Source organism: Mycobacterium conspicuum (genome assembly GCF_010730195.1).
GTDB classification, from domain to species: domain Bacteria; phylum Actinomycetota; class Actinomycetes; order Mycobacteriales; family Mycobacteriaceae; genus Mycobacterium; species Mycobacterium conspicuum.
In genome coordinates, this window is sequence record NZ_AP022613.1 from 2,217,550 (window position 1) to 2,235,000 (window position 17,451).

Consider the following 17,451-nt stretch of genomic DNA (forward strand, 5'->3'; position numbering starts at 1 on the left):
CGACCGCGAGCGTAACCGGGCCGCGAAAAAGCGCGTGGAATTTCGCAGTGACGTTCCGCTCGCGGCCCAGACGGCCTCAGGTGAAGCGGAACCAGCGCATCGCGGCCAGCGCCGCCACCGCGCCCCACACCGCCAGCACCGCGACCCCGAACCAGTCCACCGACAGGCTCATCGCCTGCGACAGCGCCTCGGTCAGGGCGCCGGACGGTGTCACGCGGGCCGCCCACTTCACCGCCTTCGGGATCATGCTCGTGTCGACGGTCAGCGCGCCGAACCCGGCGAACACGAACCACAGCAGGTTCGCGACCGCGAGCACGATCTCGGCCTTCAGGGTGCCGCCGAGCAGCAGGCCGAGCGCCGCGAAGGCCGCGGTGCCCAACGCAATCACCAGCGCGCCCAGCGCCAGCGCCGCCAACGCCGGCCGCCAACCGAGCCCAAACCCGATGGCGCCCAAGATGATTGACTGCAGGAACACCGTAAAGACGACGGCCAGCGACTTGCCGGCGATGATCCCCCACACCGGCAACGGGGTGGCGCCGAGCCGCTTCAAGGCGCCGTAGCGGCGGTCGAACGCCACCGCGATCGCCTGGCCGGTGAACGCGGTGGAGATCACCGCCAGCGCCATGATCACCGGAACGAACGTCGCCGCCCGGTTGTGGCCGAACGACCCGAACGGCAACAGCGTCAGCCCGACCAGCAGTGTGATCGGGATGAACATGGTGAGCAGCAGTTGCTCGCCGTTGCGCAGCAGCAGCTTCAACTCCAGGCCGAACTGCGCGGCCAGCATCCGGCGCACGGAACTCGGGCGCGGGTCCGGGGCGAAGGTGCCCGCGGGGAATGTCTCGGTCATTACCGCAACTTCCTGCCGGTCAGATCCAGGAACACATCCTCGAGGCTGCGTTGCTCGACGCGCAGGTCGGTGGCGAGCACGTCGATCTGCGCGCACCACGCCGTGACGGTCGCCAGCACCTGCGGGTCGACGGCGCCTTCCACCAGGTACTCGCCCGGCGTCAGCTCGCGGGCCCGGTAGTCCTCCGGCAGCGCGGCGGCCAGCAGGGACAGGTCCAGTCGCGGTGGCGCGGTGAACCGCAGCTGGCCTTTGGCGCCGGAGCGCATCAACTCCGACGGCGTTCCCGCGGCCACCGTGACGCCGTGGTCGATGATGATCAGCCGGTCGGCGAGTTCCTCGGCCTCCTTGAGCTGGTGGGTGGTCAGCACCACCGTCACGCCGTCGCGGCGCAGCGCGTCGATCAATTCCCACACCAGCAGCCGGGCGTGGGCATCCATCCCCGCCGTGGGCTCGTCGAGGAACACCAATTCCGGGCGCCCGACCAGCGCGCAGGCCAGCGCCAGCCGTTGCTGCTGACCGCCGGACAGCCGGCGATAGGTGGTGCGGGCGGCCTCGGTGAGGCCCAGGGTGTCCAGCAGCCACTGCGGATCCAGCGGATCGGCGGCGTAGGAGGCCACCAGGTTCAGCATTTCGCCGGCGCGGGCCGCGGGGTAGCCGCCGCCGCCCTGCAGCATCACGCCGATGCGTGCGCGCAGCCGAGCGTTGTCGGTGATCGGATCCAGCCCCAGCACCTCGATGGTGCCGGCGTCCGGACGGACGAACCCCTCGCACATCTCGACCGTGGTGGTCTTTCCGGCGCCGTTGGGGCCCAGCAGGGCGAACACCTCGGCGGCATGGACCTCGAGATCGAAATCAGCGACAGCCGTCGTGGACCCGTACCGCTTGCACACCCCGCGCAGCTGTACGACCACGTCGGAGGGGCTCACGTGGAATCAGCGTAGGCGTCAGGCGTCGCCTCGGGATGAGGGGTGGCCGGTTGGGACACCGGCGGCAGCGGCGTACCGGGCGCGGCGTCCGGGGTTTCGGCCGGCAGCTGCCGCCACGGCAGGTAGTGGTAGGTCGCCGCGATGAGCATCACCACGATGATGGTGCTGGCCACGGTCGCATCCACGATCTGGAACAAAGCGAAGCGGTCGCCGTTGGCGGTCGGGCCGAAGATGCCGACGACCAGCGTGATGATGATCGCCGCCATCCGGAAACCGGGGCGGGTCGCCCACGCGGCCAGCGGAATGATCGCCCACAACAGATACCAGGGCTGCACGACGGGAAACAGCAGCACGCAGATGCCCAGCGCGACACCCAGGCCGCCGATCGGGTGCAGCCGGCCGCGGAACACGGCCAGCAGCAGCCAGACGACCATCACCATGATGATCAGCACGCCCATGCCACGCGTCAGCGACAGCACCGCGGTGGTGTGATCGCCCAAACCCAGCAGGATGCCTACCTGCCCGGTGCCCAGCGCCAGCAGGGTCGGCGGCGACATCCAGCTGCGCACCACGTTGGCGGTGCCCAGCGTGTAGATCCAGCCCAACCCGCACCCGCTGGCCCAGCCGACCAGCGCCATCACCGCCAGCGACAGCGCCGTCATCCCGGTGCCCACCAGCAGCAGCGCCCGCAGCGTGCCCCCGCAGCGGTAGGCCAGCGCCATCCCGACGAAACCCAGTGCCAGCAGCGACGGCAGTTTCACCTGCGACGACAGGATGATCAGGATCGAACCGGCCAGCAGCATGCCCAACGGTTCCCAGTCCGGGCCCAGCCGGCGCCACGATGACGGCCACAGCCGGGGTGCTTTCATACTGCAGATCCCGCGCAGCGCGAATTCGGCGCCGGCCAGCATCAGTCCCATCATCAGCGCCTCGTTGTGGATGCCGGCGACCAGATGCATGATCAGCAGCGGATTGGCCGCCCCCAGCCACAGCGCGCTGACCTCGGCCACGCCGCAGCGCCGCGCCAGCCGCGGGGTGGCCCACACGATCAACCCGACCCCGATCAGCACCACCAGCCGGTGGCACAGCACGGCGGCGACGATGTTTTGCCCGGTCAGCGCCGAGATCCCGCGACCGATCCACAAGAACAGCGGGCCGTAGGGGGCCGGGGTCTCGCGCCACAGGCTGGGGACCGACAGCGTGAACACGTGGCCCAGCCCGAGGCCGGAGGCCGGCCCCACCTTGTACGGGTCGAGGCCCTGCAGCGAGATCTGGCTCTGCGCCAGATACGAATAGACGTCCTTGCTGTACATCGGCGGCGCGATCAGCAGCGGCAGCGTCCACAACGCCAGCGTCCGGTCCAACTCGCCGCGCGACATCCGCCGTTTGCCCAGCGCGAATCGGCCCAGCATGAGCCACGCCAGGGCCATCATGACGGCGCCGGTCGTCGTCATGGTCAATGACACCGTCTGGATCCGCGACGGCAGGTTGAGCAGCCGGACCCCGAAGGTGGGGTCCTGCACGACGGGTCTGGCCCCGGCGCCCAGGGCGCCGATCCCCATCAGGACGGTGCCGGTGGCGCCGAACAGCCGGGTACGCTGCAGCGCGGTGAGCTCGGCGGCGTTCAGTGGGGAGCCCACCGCCTGCTCGTCGCCGTGCAAGCTGGCGATCGTCGAGCTCAGGGTGTGCTCGCGGGCTGACATCCTCAGCAGCGTAGCCCGGCGCGCCACAGGCGTAGCCGTCGTCACACTGAGGGACCCTTGGTGGACCGATCGGACGAATTGCGTCACACTGGTGTTGTGAAAATCCCTGAGACTCCTGCGGCTGTTTTTGGCGCCGGTGTTCCCGACGGTCACACCCGTCAGGCCATCGTGCGCTTGCTGCTGGAGTCGGGATCGATCACCGCCGGCGAGATCGGCGACCGGCTGAGCCTGGCACCCGCCGGCGTGCGGCGCCATCTGGATGCGCTCATCGAGGCCGGCGACGCCGAGGCGCTGCCCGCCGCGTCATGGCAACAGGCCGGACGGGGGCGGCCGGCCAAACGTTTCCGGCTGACCGCGGCCGGGCGGGCCAAGCTCGACCACTCCTACGACGACCTGGCCGCCGCCGCCATGCGGCAGCTGCGGGAAATCGGCGGCGAGGAAGCGGTTCAGGCGTTCGCCCGCAGGCGGGTGGACGCGATCCTGGGCGGCGTCCAGGCGGCCGACAGCGCCGAGGACGCCGACGTCGAGGCGGCCGCCGAACGCGTCGCCAGCGCGCTGACCAACGCCGGTTACGTCGCCACCACCGCCCGGGTGGGCGGGCCGATCCACGGCGTACAGATCTGCCAGCACCACTGCCCGGTGTCGCATGTCGCCGAGGAATTCCCGGAGTTGTGCGAGGCCGAGCAGCAGGCGATGGCCGAGGTGCTCGGCACCCACGTGCAGCGGTTGGCGACCATCGTCAACGGCGACTGCGCCTGCACCACCCACGTCCCCCTAACACCGACACCGGCGCCCAGCCCGCGCCCGGCCACCACCAGCACTTAAGGAGAATCCCGATGACACTCGAGGCCAGCAAGGCCGTCACCGAGCCCGTCGAGGCCCTGACCCAGGAAGAGGCGATCGCCTCCCTGGGCCGCTACGGCTACGGCTGGGCCGACTCCGACGTCGCGGGCGCCAGCGCGCAGCGCGGGCTGTCCGAGGCGGTGGTCCGCGACATCTCGGCGAAGAAGAACGAGCCCGACTGGATGCTGCAGACCCGGCTGAAGGCCCTGCGCATCTTCGACCGCAAACCGATGCCGTCGTGGGGCTCCAACCTCGAGGGCATCGACTTCGACAACATCAAGTACTTCGTGCGGTCGACCGAAAAGCAGGCCGCCAGTTGGGACGATCTGCCGGAGGACATCAAAAATACCTACGACCGGCTGGGCATTCCCGAGGCGGAAAAGCAGCGGTTGGTCGCCGGCGTAGCGGCGCAGTACGAATGCCTCGCCGGGGACACCCTGGTGTGGACGGCCAACCGCGGTCAGGTCCCCATCAAGGAGATCGCGTTCGGCGACCGGGTATTCGCCTACGACGAGAGTGCCGAGCGCTTCGTGGTTGCGCCCGTTAAGGCTTCCGCGCAGACGGACACCCGGCAGACATACGCCGTGAAGACCACCCGGCGCAGCATTCGTGCCACCGACAACCACCCCATGCTGGTGTTGCGCGACGAGCGCAAGGAGGGACGGCAGCGTGCCCGCTACGCGCGGCGTTGGGTCACGGTCGGGGAGATCAAGGCCGGTGACTTCATCGCCGTGCCGCGAAAGGTCCCCGAATTCGGCGCGGCCAAGAACCTCCCCGCCATCGCTGGGTTCGTGGCACCCGAGACCAGCTCCGTGGACCTGATGTGGCTGCTCGGCCTGTACATCGGCGACGGCAACCTGCACCTCTCGACGAAGACCTACCGGATGCAGCTCGCCATCCCGGCCACCGATGTTGCCTTGCGGGCCGAGGTGACTCGGGTGGTAAAGGAGCTGTTTGGGCTCCGCTGCATCGAGGCCGACGAGTACCGGATCGTCGTCAACTCCAAGGCGCTGACCGAGTGGATCGTGGCCCTGGGCTTCGGCGGACTCTCGCTGACCAAGCGCGTCCCGGACTGGGTTTACGAACTTCCGGTCGAGCAGCGCCTGGCCTTCCTCGGCGGATGGGTCGACGCCGACGGCTACGTTGGGCCGGCAAGCAGCGGTTCGATCCTGCTCACGTGCGCCAACGAGCCTTTGCTCAATCAGGCACGGGAACTGGCCGAGCTGTCCGGTCTGCGCGCAGCTGGACCGTGGTCGTTCACGCAGCCCTACCGGCATGCACCGGAGCGCACCCAAATCGCTTGGCGGCTAGGCATTTCCGGGGACTTCGAGCGGCTCGGCTGCCGCAACCTGAAGCGGACCGACCGCTTCGGCCGGCGTCGCTACATGCACTCGTCAAACAGCTCGCACGGCACCACGATTCGGGTCCACTGCAACGATTGGCTGGGCTTTGAGCGGGTGAAGTCAATCGAGCCGTACGCCGTCGAGCCGGTCTATGACGTCGAGGTCGACGGCCCGCATAACTTCATTGCCGAAGGATTGGTGGTGCACAACTCCGAGGTGGTGTACCACCAGATCCGGGAAGACCTTGAGCAGCAAGGAGTTATCTTCCTCGACACCGACACCGGTCTGCGTGAACACCCCGAGATCTTCCAGCAGTACTTCGGCACGGTGATCCCGGCCGGGGACAACAAGTTCTCCGCCCTGAACACGGCGGTGTGGAGTGGCGGGTCGTTCATCTACGTCCCGCCGGGCGTGCACGTCGACATCCCGCTGCAGGCCTACTTCCGGATCAACACCGAGAACATGGGCCAGTTCGAGCGAACGCTGATCATCGTCGATGAGAACGCTTACGTTCACTACATAGAGGGGTGCACTGCTCCCATTTACAAGTCCGATTCGCTGCACTCCGCCGTGGTCGAGATCATCGTAAAGCCCGGTGGCCGTTGCCGTTACACCACGATCCAGAACTGGTCGAACAACGTCTACAACCTGGTCACCAAGCGGGCGCGGGCCGAGGCCGGCGCCACGATGGAGTGGGTCGACGGCAACATCGGGTCCAAGGTGACCATGAAGTACCCCGCCGTCTGGATGACCGGCGAGCACGCCAAGGGCGAGGTGCTCTCGATCGCGTTCGCCGGCGAGGACCAGCACCAGGACACCGGCGCCAAGATGCTGCACCTGGCACCGAACACGTCGAGCAACATCGTCTCCAAGTCGGTGGCGCGCGGCGGGGGCCGCACCTCTTACCGCGGCCTGGTGCAGGTGAACAAGGGATCGCACGGGTCGCGCTCGAGCGTGAAATGCGATGCGCTGCTGGTCGATACGATCAGCCGCAGCGACACCTACCCGTACGTCGACATCCGTGAGGACGACGTGACGATGGGCCACGAGGCCACCGTGTCCAAGGTCAGCGAGAACCAGCTGTTCTACCTGATGAGCCGCGGGCTGACCGAGGACGAGGCGATGGCGATGGTGGTGCGCGGCTTCGTCGAGCCGATCGCCAAGGAGCTGCCGATGGAGTACGCGCTGGAGCTCAACCGGTTGATCGAGCTGCAGATGGAGGGCGCGGTCGGATGACGGCCGTTCTGAACAAGGGAGAGTTGTTCTCTTCCTTCGATGTTGACGCGTTCGAGGTCCCGCACGGCCGCGACGAGATCTGGCGATTCACGCCGCTGCGGCGACTGCGTGGCCTGCACGACGGGTCGGCGCGCGCCACGGGCAGCGCCACGATCGAGGTGAGCCAGCAGCCGGGCGTGCAGGTGGACACCGCGCGCCGCGGCGACGAGCGACTCGGCCAGGGCGGCGTGCCCGCCGACCGCGTTGCGGCCCAAGCATTCTCGTCGTTCAACTCCGCGACACTGGTCACCGTCGGGCGGGACACGCAGGTCGCCGAACCGGTCAACATCACCGTCACCGGGCCCGGCGAGGGCGCGGTGGCCTATGGGCATCTGCAGGTCCGCGTCGGCGAGCTGGGCGAGGCCGTCGTCGTCATCGACCATCGGGGCAGCGGAACCTACGCCGACAATGTCGAATTCGTCGTCGACGACGCCGCCCGGCTCACCGTCGTGTGGATCGCCGACTGGGCCGACGACGTCGTTCACCTCAGCGCGCATCACGCGCGGCTGGGAAAGGACGCGGTCCTGCGGCACGTCACCATCACGCTGGGTGGTGAGGTGGTGCGGATGTCGGCCAACGCGCGGTTCTCCGGCCCCGGCGGGGACGCCGAGTTGCTGGGCCTGTACTTCGCCGACGACGGACAGCATCTCGAGTCACGGTTGCTCGTCGACCACGCCTACCCCGACTGCAGGTCGAATGTGCTGTACAAGGGTGCGCTGCAAGGGGATCCGGAATCGGCGCGGCCCGACGCGCACACCGTCTGGGTGGGCGACGTGCTGATCCGCGCCGAAGCCGCCGGCACCGACACCTTCGAGGTGAACCGCAACCTGGTGCTGACCGACGGCGCGCGCGCCGACTCGGTGCCCAACCTGGAGATCGAGACCGGGGAGATCGTCGGCGCCGGACACGCCAGCGCCACCGGGCGTTTCGACGACGAGCAGCTGTTCTACCTGCGCTCCCGCGGCATCCCGGAGGACCAGGCCCGCCGGCTGGTGGTCCGCGGTTTCTTCGGCGAGATCATCTCCAAGATCGCGGTCCCGGACCTTCGGGATCGCCTCACCGCAGCCATCGAACACGAACTGGAAGTCACGGAGAAAACAACAGTCCTATGACCACATTGGAAATCAACGACCTGCACGTCAGCGTGGGCGACAGCGAGAACGAGATCCCCATCCTCAAGGGCGTCGACCTGACGGTGAAATCCGGTGAGACACATGCCCTGATGGGCCCCAACGGGTCCGGCAAGTCCACGCTGTCCTACGCGATCGCGGGCCACCCCAAGTACCGGGTCACCTCGGGATCCATCACGCTCGACGGCGCGGACGTGCTGGCGATGAGCATCGACGAACGCGCGCGGGCCGGGCTGTTCCTGGCCATGCAGTATCCCGTTGAGGTGCCCGGTGTTTCGGTGTCGAACTTCCTGCGCTCGGCGGCCACGGCGATCCGCGGTGAGGCGCCCAAGCTGCGGCTGTGGGTCAAAGAGGTCAAGGCGGCGATGGCCAGCCTGGAAATCGATCCGGCCTTCGCCGAACGCAGCGTCAACGAGGGCTTCTCCGGCGGCGAGAAGAAGCGCCACGAGATCCTGCAGCTGGAACTGCTCAAGCCCAAGATCGCGATCCTCGACGAAACCGACTCCGGCCTGGACGTCGACGCGTTGCGCGTGGTCAGCGACGGCGTGAACCGGTACGCGCAGGCCGAGCACGGCGGCATCCTGCTGATCACCCACTACACCCGCATCCTGCGCTACATCCACCCGGAACACGTGCACGTGTTCGTCGGCGGTCGCATCGCCGAATCCGGTGGATCGGAGCTGGCCGACGAGCTGGAGCAGAACGGGTACGTCCGCTTCACCCAAGCGGCGGCCGCCGGAGCGTAACCGTGCTGGACGTCGCGGCCATCCGAGCCGATTTCCCGATCCTCAAGCGCATCATGCGCGGGGGAAATCAGTTGGCGTACCTGGATTCCGGCGCGACGTCGCAGCGGCCGCTGCAGGTACTCGACGCCGAGCGCGAGTTTCTGTTGACCTCCAATGGCGGCGTGCACCGCGGTGCGCATCAGCTGATGGAGGAGGCCACCGACGCCTACGAGCAGGGCCGCGCCGACATCGCGGCGTTCGTCGGCGCTCACGCGCAAGAGCTGGTGTTCACCAAGAACGCCACCGAGTCGCTCAACCTGGTTTCCTATGTGCTGGGGGACAACCGGTTTGACCGGGCGGTAGGTCCCGGGGACGTCATCGTCACCACGGAACTGGAACATCACGCCAACCTGATCCCGTGGCAGGACCTGGCCCGGCGCACCGGAGCGACGCTCAAGTGGTACGGCGTGACCGACGACGGCCGCATCGACCTGAACTCGCTGCAGCTCGACGAACGCGTCAAAGTCGTTGCGTTCAGCCATCATTCCAACGTGACGGGCGCGCTGGCGCCGGTGGCCGAGTTCGTCGCCCGCGCTAAGGCGGTGGGCGCGCTGACCGTGCTGGACGCCTGCCAGTCCGTTCCGCACGAGCCGGTCGACCTGCACGCCCTGGACGTCGACTTCGCCGCCTTTTCCGGGCATAAGATGTTGGGCCCCAACGGTATCGGCGTGCTGTACGGCCGCCGCGAGCTGCTGGACGCCCTGCCGCCGTTTCTCACCGGCGGGTCGATGATCGAAACGGTCACGATGGCGGCCACCACGTACGCGCCGGCCCCGCAGCGCTTCGAGGCGGGCACCCCGATGACCTCGCAGGTGATCGGATTGGCCGCCGCCGCGCGGTATCTCGACGGAATCGGCATGGAGGCGGTCGAGGCGCACGAACGGGAGTTGGTCGCCGCGGCCGTCGACGGCCTGTCCGGCATCGGCGGCGTCCGCATCGTCGGACCCACGTCGATGCGCGATCGCGGCTCGCCGGTCGCGTTCGTCGTCGACGGCGTGCACGCCCACGACGTCGGCCAGGTTCTCGACGACGACGGCGTCGCCGTGCGCGTCGGGCACCACTGCGCATTGCCGCTGCACCGCAGGTTCGGGCTGGCGGCCACGGCGCGGGCGTCGTTCGCGGTGTACAACACCCTCGACGAGGTCGACCGCCTGGTGGCCGGCGTCAAGCGGGCAATGGATTTCTTTGGGAGAGACTGACGTTGCGGCTGGAACAGATGTATCAGGACGTGATCCTCGATCACTACAAACACCCGCAGCACCGCGGGCTGCGGGAACCGTTCGGCGCCCAGGTCTTTCACGTCAACCCGGTGTGCGGCGACGAGGTCACGCTGCGGGTCGCGTTGTCCGACGACGGCGAGACGGTCACCGACATCTCCTATGACGGGCAGGGCTGTTCGATCAGCCAGGCGTCGACGTCGGTGCTCGCTCAACAAGTGATCGGCCAGAGCGTCGGTCAGGCGCTCAAGACCGTCACCGCGTTCACCGAGATGGTGTCCTCGCGCGGAAACGTCGAGGGGGACGAGGACGTCCTGGGCGATGGGGTCGCGTTCGCGGGGGTGGCCAAATACCCGGCGCGGGTGAAGTGCGCGCTGCTGGGCTGGATGGCTTTCAAAGACGCACTGGCGCAGGCCAGTCAAGCCTCGGAGGAGGACCAATGAGTGAAACCAGCGCACCGGACGCACCCAACGAGGAGCTGCTCTTCGACCTCGAAGAGGCGATGCGCGACGTCGTCGACCCCGAACTGGGCATCAACGTCGTCGATTTGGGGCTGGTCTACGGCCTGAACGTGGAAAAGGGCGACGAGGGAACCGTCGCCCTGATCGACATGACATTGACGTCGGCGGCCTGCCCGCTGACCGATGTGATCGAGGACCAGTCCCGCAGCGCCCTGGTCGGCGCCGGGCTGGTGAACGATCTGCGGATCAACTGGGTGTGGAACCCGCCGTGGGGCCCGGACAAGATCACTGAGGACGGGCGCGAACAACTGCGGGCACTGGGCTTTACCGTCTGATACCGCCTAGTGACGGTGGAACGGAAGGTGGATCGGCAGGTGGGGGATGTGCAGATGATGGTGCGGCCGGCCCATGGGCGGGCACGCCTGTAGCGCGATGGTCATCGCCTGCAGCGCGCCGCCTTCGTTCGACCCCTGGGCACCCATGCACTTACCGTTTGCGATCGCGTCCGAGCTTGACGGTGTCTGCTTGTTGTAGGTGGTCGAGTCGGTGACGGTGACAGTGGTCGGCGTGGGACCCAGGCCGTTGACGGCGATGGTGTTACCCGAAATCGAGGTGACCGTCCCGTAGTAACCGGCCGGCGGCGGGCATTCCCCGCCATCAACGGCCGGCGTGATCGTCACGGACTGTGCGGTGATCGCGGCGGGCGGACGGGCGCTCTGCGGGGTAGCCCGCACGTTGATACAACTGCCCGGGGTGACGTCGGTCAGTTCGGCCGGGGTCTGCTCGACGACCCGTGTCTGCGGTGAGAAATCCACCGTCGCGGAACCGCTTCGCGTCCTGAGCGCGATCACGCCGCCCGACACCGACTGCACCAGGCCTTCGACGTAGTCCTTGGCCGGCGGCGGTGGCGGTGGCGCCGGTGGCGGCGGTGGTGGCGCCGGTTTCGGTGCGGTGGCCGTCACCGTGGGCTTTCCGGTGTTGGTTGGCGCGTTGTTCGAGGGACCGCACATCGCCACACACAGGACGATGAACGCGATGACCGCCGCCGGGATCCCGAATCGGATCAGCCGACGACGGTGTACCGGGGTGTCGATCGTGGGCATCGCCTAGGCGAATACCCACTTGAACGGCGAAGTCATCCTCCGTGGCCGTGGTGCCCGGCTTGACCTGCGCATTTGCCGTCGTGGGCGGGCCGCAGGTTGATCGTGGTGGCCTGCAGCGCGCCATTGGCGTCCTGCGTGCCCTTGGCCGTCAGGCATTTGCCGGCGGTGACCGCCTGGGTGTCGGCGGCGACCTGCTTGCTGTATTTCGTCTTGTCGTTCACCGTCACGGCCGTCTGAGTGGTGTTGCCGTTGGCGTCGATGCCGGTGACGTTGATGGTGTTGCCCGCGACGGAGGCAACCGAACCCTGGACCCCCGGCCGCTTCCAAGCGTCCTTGGCCGGCGGGCACTTGCCGTCCACGGCGGTGCGGAGGCGAACGGATGCCGCGGTGATGGGTTGGCCGCCCTGGCCGTGGTCCTGTGGTCGCACGGACACGCAACTGCCCGCGGTGACGTCCGTCAGCGCGGCCGGTGTGACATCGGTGATCTTGGTCGATCCGGTGAAAGTGACTGTGGTAGTGCCATTTTGGCCGTTCTGCTGGTTCACCTGCGCCGCGTTGCCGGTCACCGATGCGATCAGTCCGCTGACGCGCGCCGCGCCGTTGGATGGAGGCGGGGCGGAGGTGGTCGTCGGCGCGGCTGTCGATGAGGCAGCGCTGTGGGATGTGGTGGGGCTCGAGGTGTTCGACGACCCGCACGCCGCGAGCGACAGCGCCGTCACTGCGGTGGCCGTCAGGATCGCGAATCGGGCAAGCCGAGGGGCAGGTGTCACGGTTTCTCCAATCGTGGGTGGTCCCAACGAACGGGTGTACCGCAAGAAGCTGTGCGGAAGATGTGCATTCAGAACGCGGATTCGGACAGCCGCATGATGTCGTCGTCCATGGTTTCGATGACGGTGCGTATTCCGCCCAGCCGGGGCAGCATGTTCTTGGCGAAGAACGACGCGGTCGCGATCTTGCCCCGGTAGAACGGTTCGTCAGACTTTGACGGGGAGCCCGCCAGCGCGGCGCGCGCGACGCAGGCCTGTTCCAGCAGCCGCCAGCCGATCAACAAATCGCCGACGGCGAGCAGGTATCGCACCGACCCCAACCCCACCTTGTAGATATCCGTCGGCTGTTGCGCGGCCGACATCAGGTATGCGGTCAGGGCGGTCGTCATTGCCGTGACGTCGTCGAGGGCGGTTTGCAGCAGCTCGGCTTCGGGTTTCAGTGACTCCTCGACGTTTTCGATGGTCTTGCTGATCTGATTCGTCACGTGCTGCAGAGACTTGCCGTGGTCGCGCACGATCTTGCGGAAGAAGAAGTCGAGCGCCTGGATGGCGGTGGTGCCCTCGTAGAGCGAGTCGATCTTGGCGTCCCGGATGTACTGCTCGATCGGATAATCCATCAGAAAGCCCGAACCGCCTAGCGTCTGAAGCGATTCGGTGAGGATCTCGTAGGCCCGTTCCGAGCTGGCGCCCTTGACGATCGGCAAGAGCAGATCGTCGACTCGGTGCGCCATGTCGTGGTCCGCACCCGAAACCCGTTGTGCCACATCATCGTCTTGATGCGCCGCGGCATACATGTACAGCGCGCGCAGGCCCTCGGCGTAGGCCTTCTGCGTCATCAGGCTGCGCCGCACATCGGGGTGGTGCATGATCGTGACCCGCGGCGCCGTCTTGTCGGTCATCTGGGTCAGATCCGCGCCCTGCACGCGCTCCTTGGCGTACGCCAGGGCGTTCAGGTAGCCCGTGGACAGCGTGCCGGCGGCCTTGATCCCGATGGTCATGCGAGCGTGCTCGATCACGGTGAACATCTGCGCGATCCCGTTGTGCACGCCGCCGACCAGGTAGCCGACGGCGGGCACATCGGTGGCGCCGAACGTCAATTCACACGTCGGCGACGACTTGATGCCCATCTTGTGTTCCACGCCGGTGGTGAAAACCCCGTTGCGGGAACCGAGTTCGAACGTCTCGGGATCGAAAAGGTACTTCGGCACGTAGAACAGGCTCAACCCCTTGGTGCCCGGGCCGGCGCCCTCGGGCCGCGCCAGCACCAGGTGGTAGACGTTCTCGGCGGTGTCACCCACCTCGCCGCCGGTGATGAACCGCTTCACCCCCTCGATGTGCCAGGTGCCGTCGGGCTGGGGGATGGCCTTGGTGCGACCCGCGCCGACGTCGGAGCCGGCATCGGGTTCGGTGAGCACCATGGTGCCCGCCCAGCCGCGCTCGGCGCCCTCGGCCGCCCATCGCCGCTGTTCCTCGGTGCCCTCCACGTACAGCGCCTGAGCCATGAACGTGCCCAGGCAAAACATGCTCGCCGACGAATTGGCGCAAAAGATCATCTCGGTGACCGCCCACGCCAGCGGGGGCGGTGCGGGCGTGCCGCCGATCGCTTCGTCCAGGCCCAGCCGCCAGAAACCGGCTTCCTTGATCGCCTCGACCGTCTTGGCCAGTTCCGGGGCCACGCTGATGCTGTGGGTGGCGGGGTCGAAGACCGGCGGGTTGCGGTCGGCGAACACGAAGGTCTCGGCGAGCGGCCCTTCGGCCAGGTTGGCGGCTTCGGTCAGGATCGTCTTGGCCGTGTCGACGTCCAGGTCGCTGTACCGCCCGGTGCCCAGGACGGCCCCGATGTCGAGGACCTCGAACAGGTTGAATTCCAGATCCCGAACGTTGGCGATGTAGTGCCCCACGGCAGCAGTGTCTCCGAGCGTGCAAACGTACGCAACCGTAACCTGCGGTGCGGCGTCACCGATACGTCGTGGCGCGCTTTCCGCTCAGGCCTACTTTCTTTGTGCCAGAGGACAATTCAACCGACCGGTGTCGAGCGCCTGCGCGTCGACCGCGACGTGGGGTTCCGGCACGGGAACAATGCGCCGAAGAGTAACGTTGGCTATGACGTGACTACCCGAGACCTCACTGCTGACCAGTTCAACGCCACCATCAACGACAACGACATCGTCCTTGTCGATTTTTGGGCATCCTGGTGCGGCCCGTGTCGCGCGTTTGCGCCGACCTTCCAGGCGGCGTCGGAAAAACACCCCGACGTGGTGTTCGCCAAGGTCGACACCGAGGCCGAGCAGCAGCTGGCCGCGGCCGCCGAGATCCGCTCCATCCCCACGCTGATGGCCTTCAAGAAGGGCAAGCTGCTGTTCAACCAGCCCGGCGCGCTGCCGCCGGCCGCGCTGGAGGACCTCCTTCAGCAGGTCAAGGCGTTCGACGTCGAGGCCGCTGAAGCCGCGGCGAAACCCAAAGACGTCTGAGGACGCGCTACCTTTTCCAGGTGAGTTTGGTCCTTGTTGAACATCCGCGGCCCGGCGTTGCCCTGATCACCCTCAATCGGCCCGAGCGGATGAATTCGATGGCGTTCGACGTCATGGTGCCGCTCAAAGACGCCCTGGAGCAGGTCACCTACGACAATTCCGTGCGGGTGGTGGTGCTGACCGGGGCGGGCAAGGGGTTCTCGTCGGGTGCCGACCACAAGTCGGCGGGCAGCGTTCCCCACGTCGAGGGCCTGACCCGGCCCACCTACGCGCTGCGCTCCATGGAGGTGCTCGACGACGTCATCCTGGCGCTGCGCAAGCTGCACCAACCGGTGATCGCCGCCGTCAACGGCCCCGCCATCGGGGGAGGGCTGTGCCTGGCGCTGGCCGCCGACATCCGGGTGGCCTCCACCAGCGCGTACTTCCGCGCGGCGGGCATCAACAACGGCCTGACGGCCAGCGAACTGGGGCTCAGCTACCTGTTGCCCAGGGCGATCGGGTCATCGCGCGCGTTCGAGATCATGCTGACCGGCCGCGACGTCAGCGCCGAGGAAGCCGAGCGCATCGGCCTGGTGTCCTGCCAGGTGCCCGAGGAGCAGCTGCTGGACACCTGCTACGCCATCGCGGCGCGGATCGCCGCGTTCTCCCGGCCGGGGACCGAGTTGACCAAGCGCACACTGTGGAGCGGCCTGGACGCCGGTAGTCTGGAGGCGCACATGCAAGCCGAAGGCTTGGGACAGCTTTTCATCCGTCTACTCACCGGCAACTTCGAAGAAGCGGTTGCGGCGCGTGCCGAACGGCGGCCGGCGGTCTTTACCGACGACAAAGACGACAAATAAGCCTTTACGCCAAGGAGCGCGATCGTGATTACGGCCACGGACCTGGAGGTCCGCGCTGGCGCACGCATCCTGCTCTCACCCGACGGCCCGGATCTGCGGGTGCAGCCCGGCGATCGCATCGGGCTGGTCGGCCGTAACGGCGCGGGCAAGACCACCACCCTGCGGATTCTGGCCGGCGAAACCGAACCCTATGCCGGGTCGGTCAGCCGGGCCGGCGAAATCGGTTATCTGCCACAGGATCCCAAAGAGGGCGATCTCGACGTGCTGGCCCGCGACCGGGTGCTGTCGGCCCGCGGGTTGGACGTGCTGCTGACGGATCTGGAAAAGCAGCAGGCATTGATGGCCGAGGTGGCCGACGACGAGGCCCGCGACCGCGCGATCCGCCGTTACGGCCAGCTCGAGGAGCGGTTCGTCGCGCTGGGCGGCTACGGCGCCGAGAGCGAGGCCGGCCGGATCTGCGCGAGTCTCGGCCTGCCCGACCGCGTCCTGACGCAGCAGCTGCGCACGCTGTCCGGCGGGCAGCGCCGCCGGGTGGAGTTGGCCCGCATCCTGTTCGCCGCCTCGGACACCGGCGCGGGCTCGAGCACCACGCTGCTGCTTGACGAGCCCACCAACCACCTCGACGCGGATTCGCTCGGCTGGCTGCGCGATTTCCTGCGGGCGCACACCGGCGGGCTGGTGGTCATCAGCCACAACGTCGAGCTGATCGCCGACGTCGTCAACCGGGTGTGGTTCTTGGACGCCGTGCGCGGCGAGGTCGACGTGTACAACATGGGCTGGCAGAAGTACCTCGACGCCCGCGCCACCGACGAGCAGCGTCGCCGCCGCGAACGCGCCAACGCCGAGCGCAAGGCCGCCGCGCTGCGCACCCAGGCCGCCAAGCTGGGCGCCAAGGCCACCAAAGCCGTTGCGGCGCAAAACATGTTGCGTCGGGCCGATCGGATGATGGCCGCGCTCGACGAGGAACGGGTCGCCGACAAGGTGGCCCGCATCAAGTTTCCTACCCCGGCACCGTGCGGGCGCACGCCGCTGATGGCCAAGGGGTTGAGCAAGTCCTACGGCTCCCTCGAGGTGTTCACCGGCGTCGACCTGGCCATCGACCGCGGTTCGCGCGTGGTCGTGCTGGGGCTCAACGGCGCGGGCAAGACCACGATGCTGCGATTGTTGGCCGGCGTCGAGACGCCCGACACCGGGGCGCTCGAGCCCGGACACGGTTTGCGCATCGGCTATTTCGCGCAGGAACACGACACGCTGGACAACGACGCGACCGTCTGGGAGAACATCCGCCACGCCGCGCCCGAGTCCGGCGAACAGGAGCTGCGTGGCCTGCTGGGGGCGTTCATGTTCAGCGGGCCACAGTTGGACCAACCGGCGGGCACGCTGTCCGGCGGGGAGAAGACCCGCCTGGCGCTGGCCGGCCTGGTGGCGTCGACGGCCAACGTGTTGCTGCTCGACGAGCCGACCAATAACCTCGACCCCGCCTCGCGCGAGCAGGTGCTCGACGCGCTGCGCAGCTATCAGGGTGCGGTGGTGTTGGTCACGCACGACCCCGGCGCGGCCGAGGCGCTGCATCCGCAGCGGGTCGTGCTGCTACCCGACGGCACCGAGGACTATTGGTCCGACGACTACCGGGATCTGATCGAGCTCGCCTGAGTCCGGCTTCCGCGAGCCGAACCACACTGCGAAAAATCCGCTCGAAAATCGCAGCCAGGTTCGGCTCGCGAAGGGCGCCGCACTG

General features: G+C 67.7%; 16 protein-coding genes. 10 read left to right on the forward strand and 6 right to left on the reverse strand.

What is annotated here, in order from left to right; translation table 11 throughout:
* Positions 1-76: 76 nt before the first annotated feature.
* From G6N66_RS10790 to mptB, 3 genes are read right to left on the reverse strand one after another with little or no spacing between them, the layout of a single operon-like run.
* Complete coding sequence (locus G6N66_RS10790) at positions 77-850, reverse strand: ABC transporter permease (RefSeq protein WP_085232752.1); 774 nt, start codon at positions 848-850, stop codon at positions 77-79.
* The gene (locus G6N66_RS10795; protein ID WP_085232753.1) at positions 850-1,776 is read right to left on the reverse strand and encodes an ABC transporter ATP-binding protein; all 927 of its coding nucleotides are present in this window, start codon (positions 1,774-1,776) and stop codon (positions 850-852) included. Before G6N66_RS10795 ends, G6N66_RS10790 begins: the two co-directional genes overlap by 1 nt.
* The gene (gene mptB, locus G6N66_RS10800; protein WP_269474927.1) at positions 1,773-3,632 is read right to left on the reverse strand and encodes a polyprenol phosphomannose-dependent alpha 1,6 mannosyltransferase MptB; all 1,860 of its coding nucleotides are present in this window, start codon (positions 3,630-3,632) and stop codon (positions 1,773-1,775) included. The genes G6N66_RS10795 and mptB overlap by 4 nt, the downstream gene beginning before the upstream one ends.
* Between mptB and G6N66_RS10805 the strand changes: the two genes are divergently transcribed.
* From G6N66_RS10805 to G6N66_RS10835, 7 genes are read left to right on the forward strand one after another with little or no spacing between them, the layout of a single operon-like run.
* Entirely contained in the window at positions 3,537-4,304 is a 768-nt protein-coding gene (locus G6N66_RS10805) for a helix-turn-helix transcriptional regulator (protein ID WP_085232755.1), read from the forward strand. The two genes, mptB and G6N66_RS10805, sit on opposite strands and share 96 nt — an antisense overlap.
* 5 nt (positions 4,305-4,309) lie before the next feature.
* A complete protein-coding gene (gene sufB / locus G6N66_RS10810) occupies positions 4,310-6,901 on the forward strand; it encodes a Fe-S cluster assembly protein SufB (RefSeq protein WP_179968346.1) in 2,592 nt (863 codons plus the stop codon).
* On the forward strand, positions 6,898-8,052 hold the full coding sequence (gene sufD, locus G6N66_RS10815; RefSeq protein ID WP_085232756.1) for a Fe-S cluster assembly protein SufD: 1,155 nt from the start codon (positions 6,898-6,900) through the stop codon (positions 8,050-8,052). Before sufB ends, sufD begins: the two co-directional genes overlap by 4 nt.
* On the forward strand, positions 8,049-8,816 hold the full coding sequence (sufC, locus tag G6N66_RS10820) for a Fe-S cluster assembly ATPase SufC (protein WP_085232757.1): 768 nt from the start codon (positions 8,049-8,051) through the stop codon (positions 8,814-8,816). Before sufD ends, sufC begins: the two co-directional genes overlap by 4 nt.
* A gap of 2 nt (positions 8,817-8,818) precedes the next feature.
* Positions 8,819-10,054 carry a cysteine desulfurase gene (locus G6N66_RS10825; RefSeq protein WP_263989479.1) on the forward strand — a complete coding sequence of 412 codons (1,236 nt, stop codon included), beginning with the start codon at positions 8,819-8,821 and terminating at the stop codon, positions 10,052-10,054.
* The gene (gene sufU / locus G6N66_RS10830; protein WP_139825187.1) at positions 10,051-10,515 is read left to right on the forward strand and encodes a Fe-S cluster assembly sulfur transfer protein SufU; all 465 of its coding nucleotides are present in this window, start codon (positions 10,051-10,053) and stop codon (positions 10,513-10,515) included. Before G6N66_RS10825 ends, sufU begins: the two co-directional genes overlap by 4 nt.
* The gene (locus G6N66_RS10835; protein WP_085232759.1) at positions 10,512-10,868 is read left to right on the forward strand and encodes a metal-sulfur cluster assembly factor; all 357 of its coding nucleotides are present in this window, start codon (positions 10,512-10,514) and stop codon (positions 10,866-10,868) included. The genes sufU and G6N66_RS10835 overlap by 4 nt, the downstream gene beginning before the upstream one ends.
* 6 nt (positions 10,869-10,874) lie before the next feature.
* On the opposite strand, the gene G6N66_RS10840 is transcribed toward G6N66_RS10835, so the two are convergent.
* The 3 genes from G6N66_RS10840 to G6N66_RS10850 form a co-directional block, all read right to left on the reverse strand.
* Positions 10,875-11,636 (reverse strand): DUF5666 domain-containing protein, encoded by a 762-nt coding sequence (locus G6N66_RS10840; protein ID WP_085232760.1) that lies wholly within the window; start codon positions 11,634-11,636, stop codon positions 10,875-10,877.
* A gap of 32 nt (positions 11,637-11,668) precedes the next feature.
* The gene (locus G6N66_RS10845) at positions 11,669-12,406 is read right to left on the reverse strand and encodes a DUF5666 domain-containing protein (RefSeq protein ID WP_179968270.1); all 738 of its coding nucleotides are present in this window, start codon (positions 12,404-12,406) and stop codon (positions 11,669-11,671) included.
* Between the two features lie 68 nt (positions 12,407-12,474).
* A complete protein-coding gene (locus G6N66_RS10850; protein WP_085232763.1) occupies positions 12,475-14,304 on the reverse strand; it encodes an acyl-CoA dehydrogenase in 1,830 nt (609 codons plus the stop codon).
* A 207-nt stretch (positions 14,305-14,511) separates the two neighbouring features.
* On the opposite strand from G6N66_RS10850, the gene trxA reads away from it, so the two are divergent.
* Genes trxA through G6N66_RS10865 form a run of 3 tightly spaced genes read left to right on the forward strand, consistent with a single transcriptional unit; the run spans position 14,512 to position 17,366 of the window.
* Complete coding sequence (gene trxA / locus G6N66_RS10855) at positions 14,512-14,874, forward strand: thioredoxin (protein ID WP_085232807.1); 363 nt, start codon at positions 14,512-14,514, stop codon at positions 14,872-14,874.
* On the forward strand, positions 14,871-15,713 hold the full coding sequence (locus G6N66_RS10860) for an enoyl-CoA hydratase (protein WP_372515809.1): 843 nt from the start codon (positions 14,871-14,873) through the stop codon (positions 15,711-15,713). Before trxA ends, G6N66_RS10860 begins: the two co-directional genes overlap by 4 nt.
* Before the next feature lie 24 nt (positions 15,714-15,737).
* Positions 15,738-17,366 (forward strand): ABC-F family ATP-binding cassette domain-containing protein, encoded by a 1,629-nt coding sequence (locus tag G6N66_RS10865; RefSeq protein ID WP_085232765.1) that lies wholly within the window; start codon positions 15,738-15,740, stop codon positions 17,364-17,366.
* Positions 17,367-17,451 lie beyond the last annotated feature (85 nt).